General features: G+C 35.1%; 8 protein-coding genes. All 8 read right to left on the bottom strand.

Annotation, left to right across the window (positions count from 1 at the left end; all coding sequences use genetic code 11):
* Window positions 1–351 precede the first annotated feature (351 nt).
* Window positions 352–3,315: a cadherin-like beta sandwich domain-containing protein gene (locus IC221_RS02655; protein WP_188167473.1), complete on the bottom strand. Its 2,964-nt coding sequence runs from the start codon at window positions 3,313–3,315 to the stop codon at window positions 352–354.
* Window positions 3,316–3,482: 167 nt separating this feature from the next.
* A complete protein-coding gene (locus tag IC221_RS02650; protein ID WP_188167472.1) occupies window positions 3,483–5,108 on the bottom strand; it encodes an Ig-like domain-containing protein in 1,626 nt (541 codons plus the stop codon).
* Between the two features lie 14 nt (window positions 5,109–5,122).
* Complete coding sequence (locus tag IC221_RS02645) at window positions 5,123–6,748, bottom strand: RagB/SusD family nutrient uptake outer membrane protein (RefSeq protein ID WP_188167471.1); 1,626 nt, start codon at window positions 6,746–6,748, stop codon at window positions 5,123–5,125.
* A 3-nt stretch (window positions 6,749–6,751) separates the two neighbouring features.
* Window positions 6,752–9,922: a TonB-dependent receptor gene (locus IC221_RS02640; RefSeq protein ID WP_188167470.1), complete on the bottom strand. Its 3,171-nt coding sequence runs from the start codon at window positions 9,920–9,922 to the stop codon at window positions 6,752–6,754.
* A gap of 278 nt (window positions 9,923–10,200) precedes the next feature.
* Entirely contained in the window at window positions 10,201–14,205 is a 4,005-nt protein-coding gene (locus IC221_RS02635) for a putative glycoside hydrolase (RefSeq protein ID WP_188167469.1), read from the bottom strand.
* 170 nt (window positions 14,206–14,375) lie between these two features.
* On the bottom strand, window positions 14,376–15,539 hold the full coding sequence (locus IC221_RS02630) for a putative glycoside hydrolase (RefSeq protein ID WP_188167468.1): 1,164 nt from the start codon (window positions 15,537–15,539) through the stop codon (window positions 14,376–14,378).
* Window positions 15,540–15,715: 176 nt separating this feature from the next.
* On the bottom strand, window positions 15,716–18,151 hold the full coding sequence (locus IC221_RS02625; RefSeq protein WP_188167467.1) for a hypothetical protein: 2,436 nt from the start codon (window positions 18,149–18,151) through the stop codon (window positions 15,716–15,718).
* 125 nt (window positions 18,152–18,276) lie between these two features.
* Complete coding sequence (locus IC221_RS02620; protein WP_188167466.1) at window positions 18,277–22,362, bottom strand: hybrid sensor histidine kinase/response regulator transcription factor; 4,086 nt, start codon at window positions 22,360–22,362, stop codon at window positions 18,277–18,279.
* Window positions 22,363–22,434: the final 72 nt, after the last annotated feature.

Here is a 22,434-nt window from a genome sequence, read left to right as displayed (position 1 = left end):
TCAGTTAAATCATTGAAAGATTAAAAAATCTAATATTATATCTTAAACAAGTCGGCTTATATCTTCCGGTTGTTCTGATTTCCTATGTAACAAATGTAATTCACACACCTACTAACTTTATTGTCTATAAATTACAAAGAGTGGTCTAAAAATACATAAGGTGAAAAAGTTTAAAAAGACGTGTAAAATTAAGGTTTTATAGTGAATTGAGGGGCTTTATTGAAATTTTATTTCCCAAAATACCTTACATCTAACTAAAAATTATTCTATGCTATTTTCCTTCTAATCTAAATATTCACAACTTTTTCCAAATGTTTTAGTGGTTTAAAAATTAGCTCTAATAGACCATTCCTATAACCAAACCTTTTTTACCACTCTATTTCTTTCAAACACCACCTGTATAATTATCAATCCTTTTGCCTTGATTGGTATTTTATTTTTCGGTTGATGATGTTCTCCGTGATATACAATTTTGCCGTTGCAATCATAGACCAATAACTGATACTTTCTTTGAACTGAACGCTGTTCAATTATCAAGTTATGATCATTTTCAGCATAAACTTTAATAGCATCATCTAAACTATCCAATGATAAAACTGGATCGGCTGTACTGTTAATCAATAGTGCAAAAACATTTTTTGTTACCCCGTCTTCTGCCATCACATTGATTAAGGTTAGTTGACCAAAAGCAGTGGCTTTAATGATATTGACTTTAGCATTTTCATCCTCCGTAACAACAGTTATTTCCGGCATTGTAGAGCCTTCTACTGTCAAACTATAATGATTGATTTCATTGGAGAAGTCAGATAATAATTGACCGTCTACTCTTATTTCTTTTAGCAGAGTATTGGACGAAAGGACAGGTAAACGATAATGAAATTGATAGGTATTCATCGTTATTCCATCTTCAGCAACCACTTCTATTTTAGTAGTCCCTGGAATAAAATTCGTTTTTGTAACCGTAAAAGTTGAAGCTGAATGACTCTTTACAATCTCTGTTATGTCTGGTAGATTTTCAGGACGCATTTCTTCAGCAACTGTAAAATAATAATCAAGTACGGTACTGTTAAATTCTTCCATTGGGCTTCCATCATGGTAAAGGCTTGTGATGAATGCATCTGAAGAAGGTAACTCATTTACTATAAATAAAATGGTAATTTCTCTTCTCGTTCCATCTTGAGCAGTAAGTTCAATGACTCCTGCTCCTGGAATTTCCCATGCTTGTTGTATCTGAACGTGTGTAGTTTCATCCTCCAAAACAAGTGTGATATATGGGGCAGTTGTATTGGGTAAATCAAACGCTACGTTATAATTATTTTCTTCATTTGAAAAGCCTTCCAATGCTTTACCATCAATAAAAATGGAAGAAAGATTGACATTATCAGATGGAGAAAGTAAGATCACCTCAAAGGTATACTTCTTCTTTATCAGTGGATCTTGAGCCGTTACTTCAACTTCTATTGTACCGGGGAGTGACTCAGGATAAATAATAGAATAAGTGGCTACTGCACTCTCTAAATTTAAGTCCAGAACAGGAATGGAAGTCGTTCCGAAAGGATATTCTAATGTATAGGATTCTGTAGCTTGATCAAACGCTGTGTATACATTTCCATCTATATAAAGTGAAGTCACATTTGTATTTTGTGAAGGTAATGCCCTTGTGATATTCACTTGATAAGTTAATGTAGTTGTTCCATCTTCTGCAGTGACTTGAATAGAAACTGTTCCTGGTATTTCTTCTGCCGATACTACTTCTACTGTAGCGTTTGCATTATTTGGCGTTGCCTCTATTAAAGGAAACTCCTCTTGTGCATAAGGTATCTCAAAATCGTATTCAAATAGAGAAGAATCAAAATTTTCTATTGGTTGTCCATCAATTGTAATCGCTGACAATGTAGCATCATTGATATACTTTACAGGTGGTCCTTCTAAAGTAGAGAAATAATAAACACATGATGTTCCTGCAAAATCTGTATCTGGTGAACCCAAGTAGATCCTTAATAAGTTGTAGCTGTCACCTTGGAAGTTGATCTGCGAAAAGTCAAATTCATAAGCTACCCATTGGTCTTGTACTGTGATGTTTTTGGTGATTGTATAAAAATCAGACGGATCTTCTGTATCCAAAACCCTCAACTTGATATTGTTGTTGGTTGGGATATTGTCTTGTGAAGGTTGATAGATATAACATCTAAAAACTTTATCCTTTTGCATGGAAATCACTCCATTTAAATCTACCTGCAGATAAGAATGTAAGTCCTCTTCTTTCACAATTTCAGTTATCCTTTGTTGGGGTACATCCTCAGTAAATGAAAAGTTATCAACAATATTGGTTTGTAACTTGAAATTGGAGAGTGTTGGGAAATTATTTTCAGCTCCAAAACTGTAAATTTCCTCTATTTGATAACGCACCGTGTTGATAAGTAATTGATTTTCGAAATAAGTCAACACTTTTCCTTCACTATCCGTTATATTTCCTCCTTTATAACTTAATTCTACTTTATCATTATAAATGACCTCTTTCTCAAGATGTAGTTGAATGGACTGTTCTTGAATACCAATAGATGTTACGTTTACGATTTCATCATTAATTTTCAATTCAAATTGAGGATCATCTGAAGATGAAATGGGGTCAGCACTTAATACATTCAATACAATACTCTTTCCATCTTCTACTACTACATTGCTCGTCATTATAAAATCAGAAAGAATACGTGGACCTTTTAATTCAGCAATATAACCGGATAATCCTGTGGAAAGCCCTTCTGTATCTTGTGGTGCTATAAATAAAGACACGGTATTAAAACCTTCTAATTCTTCTGCTGTAAAATTAGAAAAATCAAAGCTGTATTCATCCCATTGATCAAAAGCGATAATCTCTGTTCTCATTACTTTCTGATCAGTTGTAGTTCCATCTTTTCTTAAGATCAACCAGATATTTTTATTCACATTATCGGTGCTTGGCTGATCAAAATAAAGGGCTATTGAAAAGCTTTTCTCAGTCAAAAAATCAAAGGCTGTTCCTTCGGGTATCACCCATCGTATTTCAGACCAAACACTTTCATTTCTTTGAAATTTTGCGATGGTTTCGACTTCAATTTCTTCAAATGGATTGGAAAAATTTTGATCAAGTTCTACTGAAGTAAACGTACTTAATGAAGAAATGGAAGGTACTCCAAAATTAAATAGAGTAGTAAGTGCACTAGAAGTATTGGATAGATCAACTTCTGTTATTGAAGTGTTTTTTACTTGGGCTGAGACACAATGACTCAGCAACAATGCTACATAAAGTAGGATAGTTAGTCTTATTTGTTTCATACTATCTTAATTGAGGTAAGAATGAAGAGGTAAGAGGGAAGAGTAGTGTATCGTGGGTAGTATCTATAAAAGATTATATTCTTGATTGAAAATCACATGAATCTCATTACTTAACGACCTTCATTCTTCCCTCTTACCTCATCCCTCTTACCTCTTACCCCTTTTTATTATTGTAAATAAGGTCCTCTGATATCATTGAAGTAATATTCCATACCAACGGCTGTTCCATCATCGCTATTGATAGCAAAGAAGATCACAACTTTTTGATACTCTGTTTTTGCGGTGAGCTGAGAGAAATCAAAAGTATATTCTACCCACTCTCCATAACGGTCCGTGACTATGTCTTGATCTAACTTCAGTTGAGTAGCACCTGTGCCTAGAGCATCTCTAATCACAAGGCTTATGATATTATTTTGAACTTCTTTTCCTGGATCCGTAGTTTTCAACCATAGTTTGAAAATACCATTTTTCTGTAGATCAAGTGGTTGATCTAGATCAAAAGTTAGATTAGGGTAAGGGTTATCATTTCTGATCAAATGCATTACTTCTTCATCTTCACCTAACCTAGAATCATCAATCACGGTAGTTAAATCTAATTGGTAAGCTCCTGCAAAATCAGCGAGATTATTTTCATCATTCCCTTCTACATAGTATTGGATCGTTGTTTCCACTTTAATCGTGATTTCATCCGTCAATCCTCCATCTTCAGCAACAGCTTTTATGATCGCTTCACCTTCGCTTATTGCCATAACTACTCCTTTTTCATTGACACTCAAAATCGTCTCATCTGATGAACTCCATGTTACATTTTTGTTGGTCGTATTTTCAGGTATGAAAGTAGTCGTCAAAGTAAGTGTCTCTCCAAATGAAGGGAGTACGGTTTCCTCTGGAATATTGATAGTCATACTTTCGGCAGGAACAGGTGCAATAACATTTACAGTAACAGGTCCTCCTGTGATTTTTCCGTTGGAGATAAACACAAAAGCTTTACCTTCTCCAACGGCTTTCAATGTTTGATTTTCGATGATTACAATCGTACTGTCTGATGTGTAATAGTCAAAAATTGTATCGTTTGCATTTTCTGGAAGATAAGTAAAATCCAACTTAAGGTCTGCTCCTCGATCTATAATTACTTCTTGTGGCAGATCATTGATAGCCGTAATAGGAATCAATTCATGCACTTTTAATACTGCTTCACTGACAATTTGCTCTTTTAAAAAGTTATTGGTGTAGGAAGTCAAAACAGTCAAACCAGGTGAATGTGCAGAAACTAAACCTGATCCATCAATATTCGCAATATCTTCATCTTCTACGCCATATCGGATCAACCCTAAATCATTGACATCAAAAGGGTTGGTATTGGCAATTACCTGAATGCTTCTTCCTTCTACCACATCATAAAGTCTTTTTGAAAACTTAATCGTTTCAACTTCACTGATTTCTTCTCCTACTACAATAAATGTGGTGTCCTGAATACCTGAGGGAACATGCTCAGCAACAAGAGAAGTCCAACCTTCTTTTTGAGCGACTACCCATCCTGTCGTTTCATCCACCTTTACAATACCGTCTCCCTGAAGTACTGACCAAACAACTTCCTCTGATCTTACATCTTCTGGCTGAACAAAAGCCATAAACTGTAGTGAATCATCTACCTGTAATCCATACGGTTCCTGCCATGGACTGATGTACACGTCAGTGACGGTTTGCAGTGCTTTTTGCTCCTCTTTTTGTGCACAACTTCCTAAAAGGAGAATCATGACAAAGCTTATAATGCTGTAACTATATGTTTTCATATTATTTCTCATGATTAATACCCGCTATTTTGTTTCCAAGAATTATTCATGGTCAATTCTTCAATTGGTATAGGCCATATGTACTCATGTCTTGGATATGGATAAGGTTCATACGTTACCAAAATAGAGTCTCTTTCTATATTCAAGGGCCATTCATTGTTATCAGAGGAATGATAATAAATCACTCTTGCATCTGCCTTTTCTTTCAGGCGATTGGTTCTTACCAAATCAAACTTTCTCTTTACTTCTCCGTTCAATTCTACTCTTCTCTCCTTCCACACTGCCTCTCTAAATTCTTCATAAGAAAGACCTTCCGCGAGCGGTAAAAGACCTGCTCTTTCTCTTAAACGATTGAGTTGTGCATAAGCTTCTGCAGTTGGCCCTGCGTTGACTTCATTAGATGCTTCCGCATAAATCAACATTGCATCTACAATTCTATATAATACAATGTTGATATTACCATCATGATTCAGGGCTCCATCCACTCCTCTATAAAGGTTGGGGTCGCACCACTTATGAAAAAGTGGATTACTGAAACCTGTTTCCCCATTGGCCATAGTAGCTTTGGTCAACATGCTCCATTCTCTTCTTTGATCACCTTCTTCAAATGCTCTATAGAGATCAGGAGTAGGAATAAACCAGCCTCTTTGTGCTCCGTTGAATTGAGGTCCTCTTACACCCCAGAAAAGTGAATTGTTACCCATATTTGATTCTGTCACCAAATAGAGTCCTTCATTTACACCTGATATATTTCCGAATTCAACCACTGATTCTTTCGAGAAACGGTTCCTCCAAGGCATTCCACAAGCTGGCGTTTCATCGTCACCTTGTTCAAAAATATCAAAACCACCATTATTATGAATTGCTTTGTCTGCATAGTGCATTGCAGAGTCATAATTGGTCGACAACCCTAGAATCATATTTCCTTCAGTAGTTTTTCTCCACCCTGCCAAAGTCAAATAGACTTCTGATAAAATCACATTGGCAGACGTTTTAGTCATTCTTCCTTTAAATTCGCTTGAATAACTTTCAGGAAGGTCTTCTAAAGCTTCTTTTAAATCAGGAATAATGATCGTATGGTATATTTCTACAGCATTCACTCTTGGAATGGATGTGATTTCGCTTAGCTTATTCGTAGGTTTCGTTACTGAGGGCACATCGCCAAACATGCGTACTAAATGATAGTAATATAAGGCTCTCATTACTTTCAGCTCGGCAATATGACTGCTACGGATATTTGGATCTACAGCGTCCATTTTGCTGATCAGCTCCATTCCTTTATTACAGTCTGCAACTCCTCTCCAAAGAGGTGTCCAAACCCCCGAATACATAAAAGGCTGAGATGAACTCACTTTATGCAAAACATAAGTATCGACAATTGCCCCTAAGTTAAAAGAGGCAGACATATCATCTGTTCCTAAATCCCATAACGGTATAAAACGAGCGTATAAATTCGTTCCTTCTACCCAATTCTCATAAGGAGCCAATGTCAACATCTGAGCCCCTTCTGCGGTTTGAGGTATTTCGTCTTCTGTGATCAGGTTTTTAGGATCTTCAACTAGAAAATTTGAACATGAAGTTGAAAAAATAAAAACGCCTATTAAAAAATGCAGTAAGCTATATTTAGTTAAGTTCATCATCGTTTATAAGCTTAAAGTTAATCCAACAGTATATGTAATCGGTAATGGGTAAATACCATAATCATGACCCATCATCAATGAATTATTTCCTCCCAATGATACATCAGGATTGTATCCTTTGTAGTTGGTCCAAGTGTAAACATCATTGGCAGATAAAGTGAGTGTACCTCTTGTTTCTTTTAACTTGAATCGATAACTCAAGTTGATTCTTTTTAATCGGATAAAAGAGGCGTCTTCAATAACAGCATCACTGAAAAGTATATTGTTTTGTGAGTTGGTTCTTCTTGGTGCATGATGAGTTTCACTTGGATTATCAGGTGTCCATCGGTTATCAAAACTTTCCTGTTTCACATTCGAAATTCCATCCATAAACGATAGTCTCCAATCCGTTAAGTTCGCCATTTCACGACCGTGCTCTCCTACTATAAAGAAACTGAACTCAAAGTTTTTATAAGTAAATTTATTATCCATAGACCAAATAAAATCTGGCTGGGCTTTACCAATTACCGTTTTATCATCCTCTGATATTTTACCGTCTCCATCCAAGTCCTTGTACTTTTGCTGTCCAGGGTATTGTGCTTGTTGTCGGTCTGTTTCTTTCCAAGGAGTATAAGTGACATTATAACCGTGTTGTTCTACATCTGACTTGTATTTAGCTGATGCTTCGGCTTGTGTCATTCCTTGAAACTCTATAAAATCTTCGTACTGATATACCCCATCCGTTTTGAAACCCCAAAATGCACCTAATTCCTCACCTACAATCAAACGCTGTGTAGGTCCGGTGATCCATGGATTTTGATACCCTGTACTTAGTGTATCCGTTCGGAGTGAAGTGATCATGGTTTTAGACTGAGTATAGGCCAAAGTTGTTGACCAAGTAAAGTTTTGTTTCTCCACGTTGACCGTTGTCAATGACAATTCAATACCCTCATTATTGATAGAACCTACATTCAATAAGCCGGTCTGAAACCCCGAATAAGATGGTACGTTAGTCACCAAAAGAAGGTCTTCAGTATCTTTGTTGTAATAATCCGCCGTCAATGACAGTCTCGATTTATACACTGCTACATCCAATCCTAAGTTAATTTCTTTCGTCATCTCCCATTTCAACTCATCGTTGGTAAAAGAAGCTTCTCTCAATACAGAATACTGATTGGCCGGATCTCCTAATATCACTCTGTTTGTTGTGTAGGTATTCAGTGATTGTCCTACTGTTGAGGCCGGATTACCGTTTGTACCATACCCTACTCTAAGTTTTAACAAGTCAATATTTTTGTTGTCTTTCAAAAAATTCTCATTGTTAATCTTCCAAGATGCGGCAGCGGCAGGGAAATAACCCCATTTATTTCCTTTGGCAAATTGAGAAGCACCATCTGCTCTTAATGATAAGGTTAAGAAATACCTCTGATCAAAGCTGATGATTGATCTTGCTACACCTGACATCAGCGTGGATACTTGGTTTCCTGACATATTAGGAAGCTGTAATAAACCGGCTCCCATATCATAATATAAGTTATTATCCGTAGGGAAATTTTTAGCCTCTTGCTGACTCCAATCCACGCCCAAATAACGCATACTTCCCATGATTAAGTTTTGGGTTTTTAATCTGCCGAATGACTTATTGTAACGGATCATATTGTCCCAGTTCCAAGTCATTACATTGGTATATCTTCTTCTGGCCCATCCAGCGTTAAAACCTTGGATAAATAAACTTCTATCTCTGTAAAATGAGTTTTCTCTTTGGCTAAGGAAGAATCCTAAACGGGACTCAGCTTCCAAACCTTCCAACACTTTATATTTTAAGTAAAAATGACCTAAAAGGTTATTGTTGATATAATCATAGGTATTACTATTGACATAAGTAGTAGGAGTATTGAGTAAATCAGCGATTGTAGAATCAGAACCCAATGAATTTTTGCCATCAGGTGTCATCGTTGGTTGCGTTCTCAAAGTTTGATAAACTACACTCGACTGCCCTTCATTTCCATTAAAACTAGTGGCTGTATTCACTACTTTTGATTCACTTCTTGTGAGGTTTAATGTTGAACCAAACATCACCTTTTCAGATAAATGAGCATTCATATTTCCTCTTAGTGAAAACCTTGAGAATCCTGAATTAGGAATGATACCCTCTGAATTGTATAAACCTGCTGAAGTATAAAAATTAAACTTCTGTGTACCTCCTGAAATTGTTATGTTTCCATCTACAGTATGTCCTTGCTGATAAAATTCCTTTTGCCAATCTGTAGTTGACATCTGACCGTTATTAGCTAATGCTAATACTGAATCCGATACATTATGACCGGCTTCCTTTCGTAACTTTACATAATCATTGGCATCTACCATGTCCATATAAGACCAAGGAGCTACTTCATGCACTGAATAATTGACAGAGGCATTGACTCTTGTTTTACCTGCTGAACCTTTTTTAGTGGTAATCAAAATAACACCATTAGAGCCCATCGCTCCATAAATGGCAGTTGAAGAAGCATCTTTCAAAACTTCAATGGATTTAATATCCTTGGGGTTCAAATCGGCTAATGCACTCATTTGTGCTCCTTCTTCTTGCTCCATTCCTGCATTGGTTCCTGAAGCTAAAGGCACACCATCAATCACATACAAAGGGGCTGAATTCCCCCCCAATGAGTTGACACCACGGATTCGAATGGAAGAAGAGGCACCAGGTTGTCCGGAATTGGTGGTTACTTGTACCCCTGCCATTCTACCCTGTAATTCATTTTCAAAAGACGCTTGTGACGTTTTTTCTAGTACATCTTCTCCTACTCTTCCTACTGCTCCAGTAAGATCTTCCTTTTTTTGCGTACCATAGCCAATCACAATGACTTCCTCCAATTCATTGAATTCTTCTTGAATTGTGATCGCTATAGAAGTTCTACCATTGATTGGCACCTCTTTCGTCACAAAACCCAAGTAAGATACAACAAGTATATCGTCTTGCTTTGCCGATAGTTTAAAACGTCCATGCATATCTGTGACAGTTCCCATACCGGAATTGCCCTTAATGATAATCATTGCACCGGGCAATGTTCCGTCTTTACTATTGATCGTTCCTTCTACAGTAAAATTTTGAGCGAAAACTTGTGCGTCAAATGATAGTAATGCGAATAGAACAAAAAATAGAAAGAGACTTGATTTGTAATAATCTTTCTTCACTTCAAATTTCTAAATAGATGATAAAAAATTACTTGCTTGTATAGCAAATGTAGAGGTTACGCTTCTGTAAAATGTTATCCAAAAATTACAAACTATGGTCTATTTATGGTCTAAAGCAGTTTAAAATCAGGTTTTCTCTTACAAAAGCGATGTGAAATAAACATTAAAAAATCATCAAGGGGAAATTAGTAATATTTTTATAAACTCAAGTACTAAAAGCCTCAATTTTTGAGGTTTCGAGTACCATATATTTACAGTTTACTCGAAACCTCCCTTATTTATTCCTTTACAAATTTTTGAGTGACCACCCCTGCGTTCACTTTTTTCCCTTGCAATACATATACACCTTTGGGAAGCTGATATACATCAATATGATTTGATAACCCTGGTTTTGAAATAATATTCTTGCCAAAAACATCTGTAATCTTCACCCACTGTAAGGGTTCGGAAAAGTGTACTATCGATTTTGCAGGAATTGGATATAACGTTAAAGACTCATACGAATCTACCCCTATAGCATTAATGATTTCGTTATCCTCTTGGACTCTATAATTTTCTCCTATTATGGCAGGACCTTTTAACGCTGTAAAATAGATAGACAAAGAAGATGCATCAAAATCTGTATCTGGTGAAGCATAAAATAGATTCACCTGATTGTAATCACTTTCTAAAAAGCCTACATCAGAGAAATCAAAAACAACTTCTGTCCATTCTTCTTGTACTTCAATGTTTTGATGAACGGCAATTTGAGTCTCCACATTATTATCTTTTCGTAAGTAACAACTGATTCTATTTTCGGTGATCGGTTGCTCTAATTGGGGTTGAAAGATTTTGAGTGTGAATACTTTAGAAGTAGAAAAGTCAATATCATTTTTTAGATGAAAAATCACCGCAGAATGTACTGTACTATCTGATTTTGTGAACTTTAACACTTTTTCATCCTCCACTATGCACTCTTGGTCTGGGTTGTTGACTAATTCGGTTACTCCCATAAAAGCATACATAGAATCAATCAATAAATTGGAAGTTTCTGCAAAATAATAGTCAGTAAGATCGATGGAAGTTAGGTTTTCAATATTCACCTTCAATAGGTCTTCTAATGCATTTCCAAAAGTATCTGTTATTCTTCCATCCATGGAAGTAATGAAAATACTATCCATCTCATAGTCTATCATTATTTTCGGTAAGTCGAAATAGATTTCTTTATTAAAAGTGTTATATTCAGGAGTGAGCGTAATTGTCTCTTCTTCCAATTTTAAAGTAAGACTATTGACCTCTACTATATCAAAATCATGATTATTTTCGAGAGATAAAATCACTTGATTTCCATATTGATTGGTTCTAGCAGAGAATATTAAATCATCCTTCTTAATTTCAGTACCCATCAAACTACCCACATAGTATTCTTCTGATCTTGAGCCGAAATCTGCTCCATCAAAATGAAGATAAACTTCATTATAGTAGTCTTCTTGTTTTGTCAGGTATTCAAAATCAAAAGTATAATTTTGCCAATTATCGTACTCTAAAATACTTGTACTTTGGGAAAGTTGAGTGGCTGAGTTTCCGTCCTTTTTCAACGTAATTGTCAGTAATGTATTGGTTCCTGCTACTTCTTTGATTTTCCTTGCCATCATACTCAACTGAAAAGTCTTCAAATCTTCAGCTCGAAGCTGACCATCAATAGGTAGTTTTATATAAGAAACGCTTTCATTTTCCTTCTGAAAAAAGTGAGCTCTAGTAGCGGTGAATTCTGCTGTGGAAGGAGGCGTCTGAATTTCTTTATTGACTCCTAAATTCTCACTTTCCATTGCCTTTATATTATGATGCAAATGTCCGTTACTCCAGTAAGGTGTTAAATAATACTCAATGTTAGAAGACTTACTTTCTAAATCCACCGTTACTTTTCCATATTCAAATTCTCTTGAAAGTACCCATCCTTCTCTTTTAAAGTTACCCAAAGGCTTTCCTAAATTCTGAAACAACTTCTCATAGGTCCCCAAACCTCCATCCACACTTGCGTATCCCCAAGCGTAAATCAGATAAGAGTATTCGTGCATTCCCAATAAGAAACAGCCCAATGGAAAATCGATATTGTCATTGGCGATTGAGATCAATTCGTCATTAGTATATTGATTGATAAAGTCTACATCTCTCCAATACCAACCCGGCCATCCTTTCATAATGACTGATTTACCCATTTTCCCAAGGTTATCCATAGTTTGTATATCAATGAGAATATCCTCTTTTTCTGCACTTCCTAGAAACGCAAAATGTTCTACCAAAAGTGCATCTGCATATTTTGCCAAATGCAATCCTCTGATCACTCCTTCATCATATTCTGATCTATAGCCATTGATAATAATAAACTTATCATCACCAATTACCTTACGAACATCACTCAGCATAATATCCAATCCTTCTACTATTGCATCGTACTTCTCTTGTCCCCATAAATTGATATTACTTTCGAGTGTCACTTGTATCAAAGCATCAATAAATACGCCGTCAGCTCCCGTTTCATCCAAAGTATTTTTCAAAGAGGAAATCCACCAATTTCTAACTTCAGGAAGGGAAATATCATAACGTACCACTTCTACTCCTTCTCCATTTTCTCTTGTATCCAATACCCATTCTGGATGAGAAAGGAATTCCTCACTTGCTTGGTACACATTGTAATGCACAAAGCCATTCCAATAATAGATCACCTTATAGTTGGGGTCTAAAGCTTTTAATTGTTCCACTTCTGCCTTGATCCCTGCTTCAGTATTTCCATAGGGAGTGATGGCATGTGTTTTTTCCAGTGTAATAAAGTTGGAATGATTGAGGACAAAATCTGCTTCTTCAGGAGTAAGTAAACCGCTCTGTTTATGAAAGTGTAAATGAACAGGAATTTGATTCCATGAAAAGGATGGAAAACGCTCAGCATATTCTTTTTCGTAACTCACCTTATTTTGAATGGGTGTTTGTTGGAATGCTCGAATATATTGACCTGATGCTGAGAAAATCCCTTCTCCTGTATAACTTAATGTTGCTTGATCTCCTTGGGCAATATGTGTAACACCATCTAAAGTAAAGGTGAGCTTTGTATCTTCTTTAGTAATGGAAGAGACACCAAAATCATTACCATTAATATTCACTAAAAAATCTTTTTCTACTTCTTCTAACAACAGAGGGGTTGCATCATTGAGTTGAGCTGTTATTTCATCTCCTTTGGTGTTGGTAGCAATCTCACTTACATTTATTTGATTAGGATAACTCTGAAGAGGACCAATCAAATCACTTAAATAAAATGTGTTTCCAGTAGCATCTAAATCATTATCTGCTGAATTAAAAAAAAGGTGAACTTCGTTATAAAAATCTTCTTCAAAATCCAATGATGAGAAATCAAAAATATATTCCACCCATTGATCATAAGTATCAATAGTATGTGTCTTTACCAACTGCGTACTTCCAATGCCATCTTTCCTCAGAAATAGTTTTATTGTATTGGAAGTAATCACTTTTTGAGGATCTTCCATATACATTTTAATTTTAAATATACGATGATCTTCTGGTAAATAATACCCCTCCAATGGTATCATCAAAGAGGTATGTATTCCTTCATCTTTGATCACTTTTGCTACTGTCGCATTAGAATTTACGGCATTAACCGAGGGGTTGGTCACGTTACTTTCTAGCTGACCTAGCGTGATATTTAAATGCTCTAAACTTCCAGAAAAAGAAGTCAACATTTGTGTTTCAATAATTTCAGGTCCTTTCAGTTGATCAATATAAAAAGGGACATTTTCATAAGCTTCTTCAATATCAGGTGATCCAAAGAAGAGGTAAATTTGATTATAATATACTTCTTTTGGAGGAACTGCTGAAAAATCAAAACTGACAGTTTGCCATTCATTTTCATGGGCTATGACTTGCTTTCTTCCTAATTGAGTGAAAGTAGTATTATCCTTTCTTAAGATAAGTGTAACGGGTACTTCTGTACTATTTTCAGGAAGTGACGGTACTAGTACATTTAATGTAAATACAGTGTGTTGATCGATTAAAATCCCACCTCTAAGTTCATTGTGTATAGAGGCATAAAGTCCTTTGCTTCTTATAAATCGACTCACTTTTGGAGAAGTCTCTTCAGTTGGAGCTGGATTATCCACCTCCTCTTCAAAAGTTCCGTTGTAGGGCGTTCCAAATTCTGAAAATGGAATTAAAATCTTCTCTTCTTCTTGTCCGAAAGTAAAATCTAAAGTGCATAGTAGCAGAGGGAGTAGTAATAGTAATATTCTTTTCATTTCGTAGTTGGTAATCATTTCATTTCTATTAAAAGTGTAGTACTTACACATTCCAAAAATAAATTGAACACACTAAGATCTATTGTACAATTCTTACAAAATGATGGTCAAAAAATACAGAAAGCATCTCTCATAGAAAGATGCTTTCAAAAAGCGTATAAAAAATAATACTACTGTTGTTTCCAACTAAAATTTGACGTCTTGTTTTCTAAGTCAACTGTCACTTTTACCTTTTCAAATTCTCTAGTTAACACCCAACCTTCTTGTGTAAATTCACCCAACGGTTTTCCGGTGTCTTTTTCCAATAAATCGTATTGAATTTGAAAGCCTTCTTCGAATTCATACCCCCAAGAATAACTGAAGTAAGAATACTCATTGGCTCCCATTAAAAAATAAGCCAGAGAAAGTGGAAGGTGTTCAATCGCTAATTCTTTTTTATGCTCAAAGGACTCCTTCATCATCTCTTTATCGATCCACGAAAAGTTAGGCCACCCTTTTACTAGCGCCATTTTCTTTTGCTTTCCTATTTCTTGAATCGCTTTGATGTCTGCTAAAATCATCTCTTTGGCTCCACTATGAAAATGTCCAAAATGTTCAATCATTATAGCATCTGTATATTTCACAAATTCCATCCCTTTGGTGGTACCTCTAAGCGATCGTACCCCATTACAAATCATGATATTATCTTTACCTAATGCTTCTCTTGTTTCTTCTAGAATTGAGTAAAGCCCTTCCTGTATTGCATTGTATTTTTCTTCGCCCCATAGCTTTTTATTGGCTGGTGAAATAATTTGGATAAAAGCATCCATAAAGACACCATCACAATCATTTTTCATAGCTTCTACTACCACACTCACCCACCATTTTCTTACTTCCTCGTTAGAAAGATCATACCTCTTCAAGTGTTTTGTATAGGGCTTGTAATCCAATTTTCCATCTAACCCTCTCAACCACCATTCCGGGTGCTTATCATAGGTGGCATTGGCATCATAAAAAGAATAGTTCAAGAAAGTGTTCCAATAGAAAATCACTTTTGCTTGTTTATTATACTTCTTTAATTTTTCAGCATCGAGATAAGTCCCCTTTTCAGTACACTTAAATTTATCAAACCCGTGCATTTTTTCTAATGCAATGATATCTGTTCGCTGAGCCACAAACTTTGCTTCATTATCAGTTAATGTATCATTTTGTTTCCCAAAGTGAAAAAACATCGGTATTCTACTCCAATCATGCTTTATCACTCTTGGTGGATTTGACTTTTTTACTGTAGGGTTTTCTGCTGATAATGATAACGTCAAGAATGAGCAGAAGAGTATTAATATTAATGGTTTCATTTTTTTCTGATTTTAATTAAGCAGTTAAACATTTAAAATTGGGAAAAGTTAGATTATTATTTTTTTGACTAATCAAGGCAGAATTGAAGAGCATAGCATAGCTATGTGATGAAATTCTAACGCTGAGTAGCTAGAAAAAGAAGATCTAAAACTTCCGATTTTGATTGTATAATTGCTTATGGTTGAAGAGTCACATCTAAAGGAATACTATACGTCAGTTCCCATGTTTTGCTTGTAGGGTCAAAATCTGTTTGCCAATAGTCATTACCATGTTTTTCCTGTTCAAGTTGAATAGGATTACCATTTCTCTTTAATACTAATTTCAAATCTTTATATGATTTCAAACCTGCTATTGTCATCGGGATATACCCCACACCGCTTTTGAAATTCACTTCCAATACTTTAGACTCATCTTCTACCTCTATCATCAAAGGACATTTTCTAACTACTCTACCATTATTTACCTCTACATCAATATTATTTTGAAGTGCTTCTCTAAAAATAGGTTTCCATGTATCTTCAGCTTCCTCTAAATGAGCTTTAAATGCTTTGTTAGGACCATAATAACTTTCTGCTTCCTGCGGAATAATACACATCACAACTGTAAATTCTATGTAATCGCCAGCTTGGAGAGTCTTAATATCAGAAGGTAAATTGATTTCCATTAAGTTCGAACTTATTTGCCCTCTATGACTACCAAAAGTAGAAAAACGAGGTGCTACTTTCTTCCCTCCAATAGTCGCCTTCCAATCTCTAAGTACTAAACCTTTGTTGGCCCATGCTCCCCATTGCTTAGATAAAAAGTTTTCTGCTTGATGCATACTTAACCATGGAGTTTCTCCCTCTATCTTTATCTCTTTTTGTTGGTATTTTTTATTTTCAAATTGGTTTGGTATTTCTTTTATTAAACCTTTTTCATTGCCATAGGCAAACATCTTCTCCGTTGAATACGCATACGTTTCTGATCCTACTTGTAGCAATGCCAGGCGACTAAAAGTGAAGGGTTTATCCACTTTAACTTTCAAAGTATAGGTTCCTCTGTTGTAATCATCCGTTCTATAAATAGAGGTCATCAACTCATAACTTGCCTCACCACCTTCGGTTACTCCTGCATAGACTACTTCGGTCATATTAGGACTCAATCGCTTATGACGAGTTTTGATGTTAGCAATTTGCTGTTTTTTACCATTTTGATCATACACTCTCATAAAATCTCCACCACCAACATTAGAGGTCCAATTCCAAATTTTCGGATTATCCACACCTTCTATGGTACTCTTGATCATCAATGGACGTACATCCGTCATCATTGTAGAGGCTTGTCCTCCATCAGGTTCGTAACAGATATTCTCACCAAAAGCACCAATGGCAGATTGCTCCCACAATTGATTGTTTTTAGTCTGAGCACTAGGCCAACCTACCAAACAAAGTTGAGAATGTGATGCCGCTGGCAAACTTCCCCAGAAACCCGATACTCTTGTAAACTCTATGTTGACTTCCGATTTAGGAGGAATCGCAATTTTGGTGTAGGCTCTTAGCCAAGGTCCATTAAATTTAGCTGGTTCTGTATGCCAATTTTTTGATACTTGTATAGGAATACCCAATGGATTTCCATCATTGTCACGGAGTAAAATCGAAACACCAGTAATATTTTTTACTGCATCTGTTTTCTCAAAAACAAGTCGTCTAAAAACAGTTTTATTCGATTTATTTTTAAAGTGAAGGTCTATTCTTTCCATACCATCTAAACCATCGATATTATCATTAATGGCTACAACAGTAGACTGATGTAATGGATCTTCTTTAATTTCTATATCTCTAAAAGGAGTTGTCTTCTCTTTTGCATTAAACTGTAATTGATATACATCATTATTAGTATTTGCAGTAATCAACGTTGCTGAAACTTTTCTCCCAGAAATAGGTGCCGACACTACAAATTTATTTTTCTTAAAAGTTACTTTCCCTTTTTCTGTCGCTGAAAGTAAGCGTAAATTCTTTCCTTCTTTAGTCTGAATTTTCAATTGATTAGAGATCAATTTTGTTGACTTTATCTCTCCTTGAGGTAACTCCAGTTCCAAAACTAATTCCATCTCGTCTTCAGGAATTCGATTTCCTGTAAATTCAAACTCAAAAGAAAGTACATCATTCCAAGAGGCTATTTCTAGAGAAAAGGGGAAATCAGGTCCGTCTTCCAAAGCCAAGCCTGTAATATATCTTCGCTGAAAAAACTGACCACTCTCTATTAATTCATTATTGGTAGCTATATCCGCACCTTTCACTATTTTATATTTCTCTCCTTCATATATCAAATACAACCCCAATAAATCCTGATCTTTTTTAAAAGAAGCCTCAGGTAAATTTTGGTGATGGGCTTCTTCAATATTCATAGGATCAGTCAAGAAATCTAATTTCTCCAAATGAACATTTTTATAATTAAAGGCTAGAAAATGATGGTTGGTTTGGATATGGAAAGTACTCGTTTGATCCAGTGTTTTAGGATAATACATGTAACTATAAGTACTCGCATTGTCCCACAATGTGGAAGGTAATTGTTGTCCTACAACCGATAAAGAGACTAATAAAAAAAGTAGACTCGTATTAAAAAATTTCATTGTCATTTCATTTTAAAGTAAATCATCGTCACGGTTCAAAAGTAGGTGAAAAGCCTATTTTTCTATTGGTCAAAAATGACAATGATTTGTTATTTTGTGACATTATGCTAGGAATCCCTAGCATTTTAATTTGCGACTTGTTTATACTGCTTTTTGAAGCTCGCTGGAGTGATATTGAACTGCTTCTTGAAGGCTTTTGTAAAATAAGATGGACTCGTAAAACCTACTGAAAACATCACTTCTCTTACTGATAACGAGTGATCATGTTCTAACAAATGCGCTGCTTTCTTCAAACGATACTCTCTTAAATATTCATTAGAATTTGCTCCCGTGATTTGTTTGAATTTTCTATAAAACTGTATGTAAGACATATTCAATGCATCCGCAATTTTCTCAATATTAAATTGATCATCTGCATAATTTTCCTCTAACAAATCTTTAATCTGTTTCAGGAGTGTTTCATCTTTTGTCAACACCTCTTCTGTATCAGGACTCATAATGATTTTCTTCTTTAGCTTCTCCGTTTCATTACTTTTCTGACTTAAGAGGTTGTTGACTTGCAACTCAAGCATATAAGGTGAAAAAGGTTTTCCGATATGTAATTGTCCCCCTTTTTCTAAGGCTTGTTTTCTACTTTCAAAATCTACCAATGCTGTTAAGAAAATAATTGGAATATGATTGGTATTGACATTTGCTTTTAATTTTTCTGCCAATTCATAACCATTCATATTCGGCATATTAATATCTAGTAAAAGTACATCTGGAAGAATCTTCCCTACTTTATCATAACCATCAATGCCATCTTCAGCATCAAAAACCTGATACTTATCGGAGAATAATTGATGAATCAATTCACGGATTTCAAGACTATCATCTACCACCATGATCTTTGGCTTATTATTGACAGTGGCTACCTGCTCGGTCTCTTTCTCCTTTTCGTCTGTAATCGTATTTTCTTGTGGAAGGTCTTCTTTTATTTCTTCTGCTACTTTGGTAGGAATGATCACATCAAATGTCGTCCCCTGAGCAGGAGAGCTTTCCACACTAATTTGTCCTCCATGTAAATCCAATAATTCTTTGACCAAGTACAATCCTATACCGCTACTTCCAAAAACGGTATCCTCGTTGTTTCCATTAAAAAAGCGTTCAAATATTCTATCTATTTCCTCTTCCTTAATACCGATACCGGTATCTTCCACTCTCATTTTCAATTCCTGTCTTTCCTGAAAAACAGTAATTTTCACATCCCCTCCTTTAGGTGTATACTTAAAGGCATTGGAAAGTAAATTGAACATAATTCTTTCAATTGCCGCTTTATCAAACCATCCATTGATCATTTCCTCATCAATATCAATCTCATAATTAATATTTTTATCTCGAGCATAATCCTCAAAAGCCTCCGCTGTTTTTCTGATAAATGGAATAATATTCTGCTGTATCGGCTTCAACTTCATTTCCCCTTGTCCCACTTTCCTGAAATCAATCAGAGAATTAGTCAGGCTCATCAAGCGTTGTCCATTGATATTAATATTATCCACAAAGCTCTTCAAATCAGGATGAAGTCTTTCATCATAAGCCAATTTCTCCAATGGACTTAAAATCAATGTTAGAGGCGTTCTTAGTTCGTGACTGATATTGGTAAAAAACTTCAGTTTCGCTTCATTAATTTCTTTAATATGCTCTTTGTCTTTCTGCTCTGCCAATACTTTTTGACGCAGTCTAATCATATTTGTCAAATACTTTGTTACACTAAATACGATCAAAGCCAATATCACAAAGTAGATCAGATAAGCTAAATAAGATGCATACCAAGGACGCTCTATGATAATTTCTAGTGTTTTTACCTTATCACTTTCTACCCCATCACTGTTGTAAGACTTCAATTCAAACGTATAAGATCCAGAAGGCAGTTTAATATAATTTGCATGTCGCTGATTGGTTTCCGTATAGACCCAATTTTTATCGACCCCTTGCAGACGATAAGCAAATTTTGTATTATTGATTCCTTCCGGATTCATGGCTCCCAACTCCAATGTCACCTGATTCATATCATAAGGAAGCGTAATACTTGACGTTTTGTAAATCGGTTCTCTTAGTAATACTTTACCTTCATATTTCTGTTGAGGAAGAATTTCTTGGTTTCTAATCTTTAGTTTTAAAATCTGAGGATTTGGAGTAAATGGATTATTTTGGATTTCGAGTGGATTGAATACCACCAACCCCATCAGAGAACCCATTAATAAAGTACCGTATTGATCTTTATAATAAGAAGACTTTCTAAAGTTATTTGTACTGAGACCATCTTGTGTGTTGTAAACTTTTACGGCTTTTGTAGTAGGATTATATTTTACAATACCGTTATCGGACGTCAACCATAGTTCCCCCTCCTTATCTTCCAAAATACTGTACACGGCATTATCAGGTAAACCATCTTTGATAGTGATTCTATCAAAACCTACTATTTTCCCATCCTTTTCTATACATCGGTGCAATCCTCCTCCAAAAGTACCAATCCATAAAACCCCCATCTCACTTCTGTAAATACAGAATATCTTATTGCCACCTAGTGAATTGTCATCATTGCGGTCTGATAAAAAAGTAGTAAACTGTTTTGTTTTCTTATCATATTGTATCAAACCATGGTTCGTCCCAAAAAGAAGATTTGTTTCACTATCATTGTAAAATTGATTGACATTAGACTCCAATTTTAATTTATCATCAAACTCTTCATAGCTTAAATCTTCATTTGTTTTTACTTTCTTTCCATTCAATCTCAACCTGTAAACTTTCTTTAGAGAAGAAAGAATAATATCACCATCTACCACGGCTATGGTTTGTATATACTTCGATTTATTAGGAATATTTCTTGTCTGAATAAACTTTTCTGAGTCAAGATCATATACACTTACTCCTTTATCATTCGCTATAAAAATTTGTCCATTTAATTCACAAATTCCCGTTACATTCAGATTTTCTAATTCTTTTCTAAACGTTAAATGATCAACATTTTCTAAACTAAAAGGCTCATTACTGATACTTAATCCATTCATAAAATGCACTACCCAAAGCCTATTTTTACTATCTATTAAAAGGTTATTAGTCAAATTGGATTTCAATGAAACTTCTTCCTGAGAGACATTATTTTGGAGCTTGTGAAATAGCTTTTTATGAGGGTTTAAAATACTGATTCCTCCATGACCTGTAGCAAACCAAACTACCCCAGAGTCTTCCAATAGTATATCATTGACAATATTACTGCTCAAACTATAGTTCTTCTTAGAATGAGAATAATGCACCGCACTTTTCTTGTTAAAATTATATTTTATTACTCCTCCACCGAAAGTAGTCACCCAGATGTTTTCTTCTACATCTTGTTTGATATTAGTGATATGAAAATGCTGAGCAGTGACAACATACTCTTCAAAGGACTTTTGATCCACCAACTTCATCTTCTCCCAATTCAAGTCAAACTTCAATACTTTTGTTTTGGTTGAGACATAAAGCATATTGGTCTTTTCTTCTAATATCATATTGGAACAGAGGTAATCATCATATTTCATAATATCATGCACTTCTTTCACATGAAAAGAACCATTTTCATTTCTACGACTAACGACAATGGATCTATTAGTTAAAAAATAATAAGTGGAATTGACTTGAATTAAATCAACATAATAACCTTTAACCTTTTTATTTGATTTTTCTACCTCTAATTTTTTTGCTTCATATGAACCGTTGTTAAGTGACAATTGATAAAGTCCACCTCTTGCTAAAACCCATTTTGTCTTATCATCGATATCAATAATCTTCTCAATCACATTGCTCTTCGAAAGATAAGCGTTCATTTCTTTCACTTCAGTAAAAGAATTATCGTCTATGGAGTAAATGCACAATCCTGCATTGGTGCCTAACCAAAGATTTCCTTTTTGATCATTATGAATTAAGTAAACATGACTATTCAATAAAGAAGTGTCATCACCTGGTTCGTGAACAAAAGATTTAAATTCATTTCCATCATAACGAATCAAGCCATTGGGTGATCCCATCCATATAAAACCAAACTCATCTTGATGTAAAGTGATAATGGTATTTTGATTCAATCCATCTTCATTTGTCAATCTATTAAAGTAAGGAACATTCTTTTGACCTATTGCTAAAAAAGGTAGAAACAGAAGTTGAAAAAGTAAGTATATTATATATCTATGTTGCATTATCATTTCAGTTTATAATCACGAATCCATGATGTAAATGGAAGGTGCAAAAAATCACTTATTACTGTAATC

The organism is Flammeovirga sp. EKP202 (assembly GCF_014534745.1).
Classification (GTDB): Bacteria; Bacteroidota; Bacteroidia; order Cytophagales; family Flammeovirgaceae; genus Flammeovirga.
Note: the sequence above shows the minus strand (reverse complement) of the source record. Positions and strands in the feature narration are given on the sequence as shown.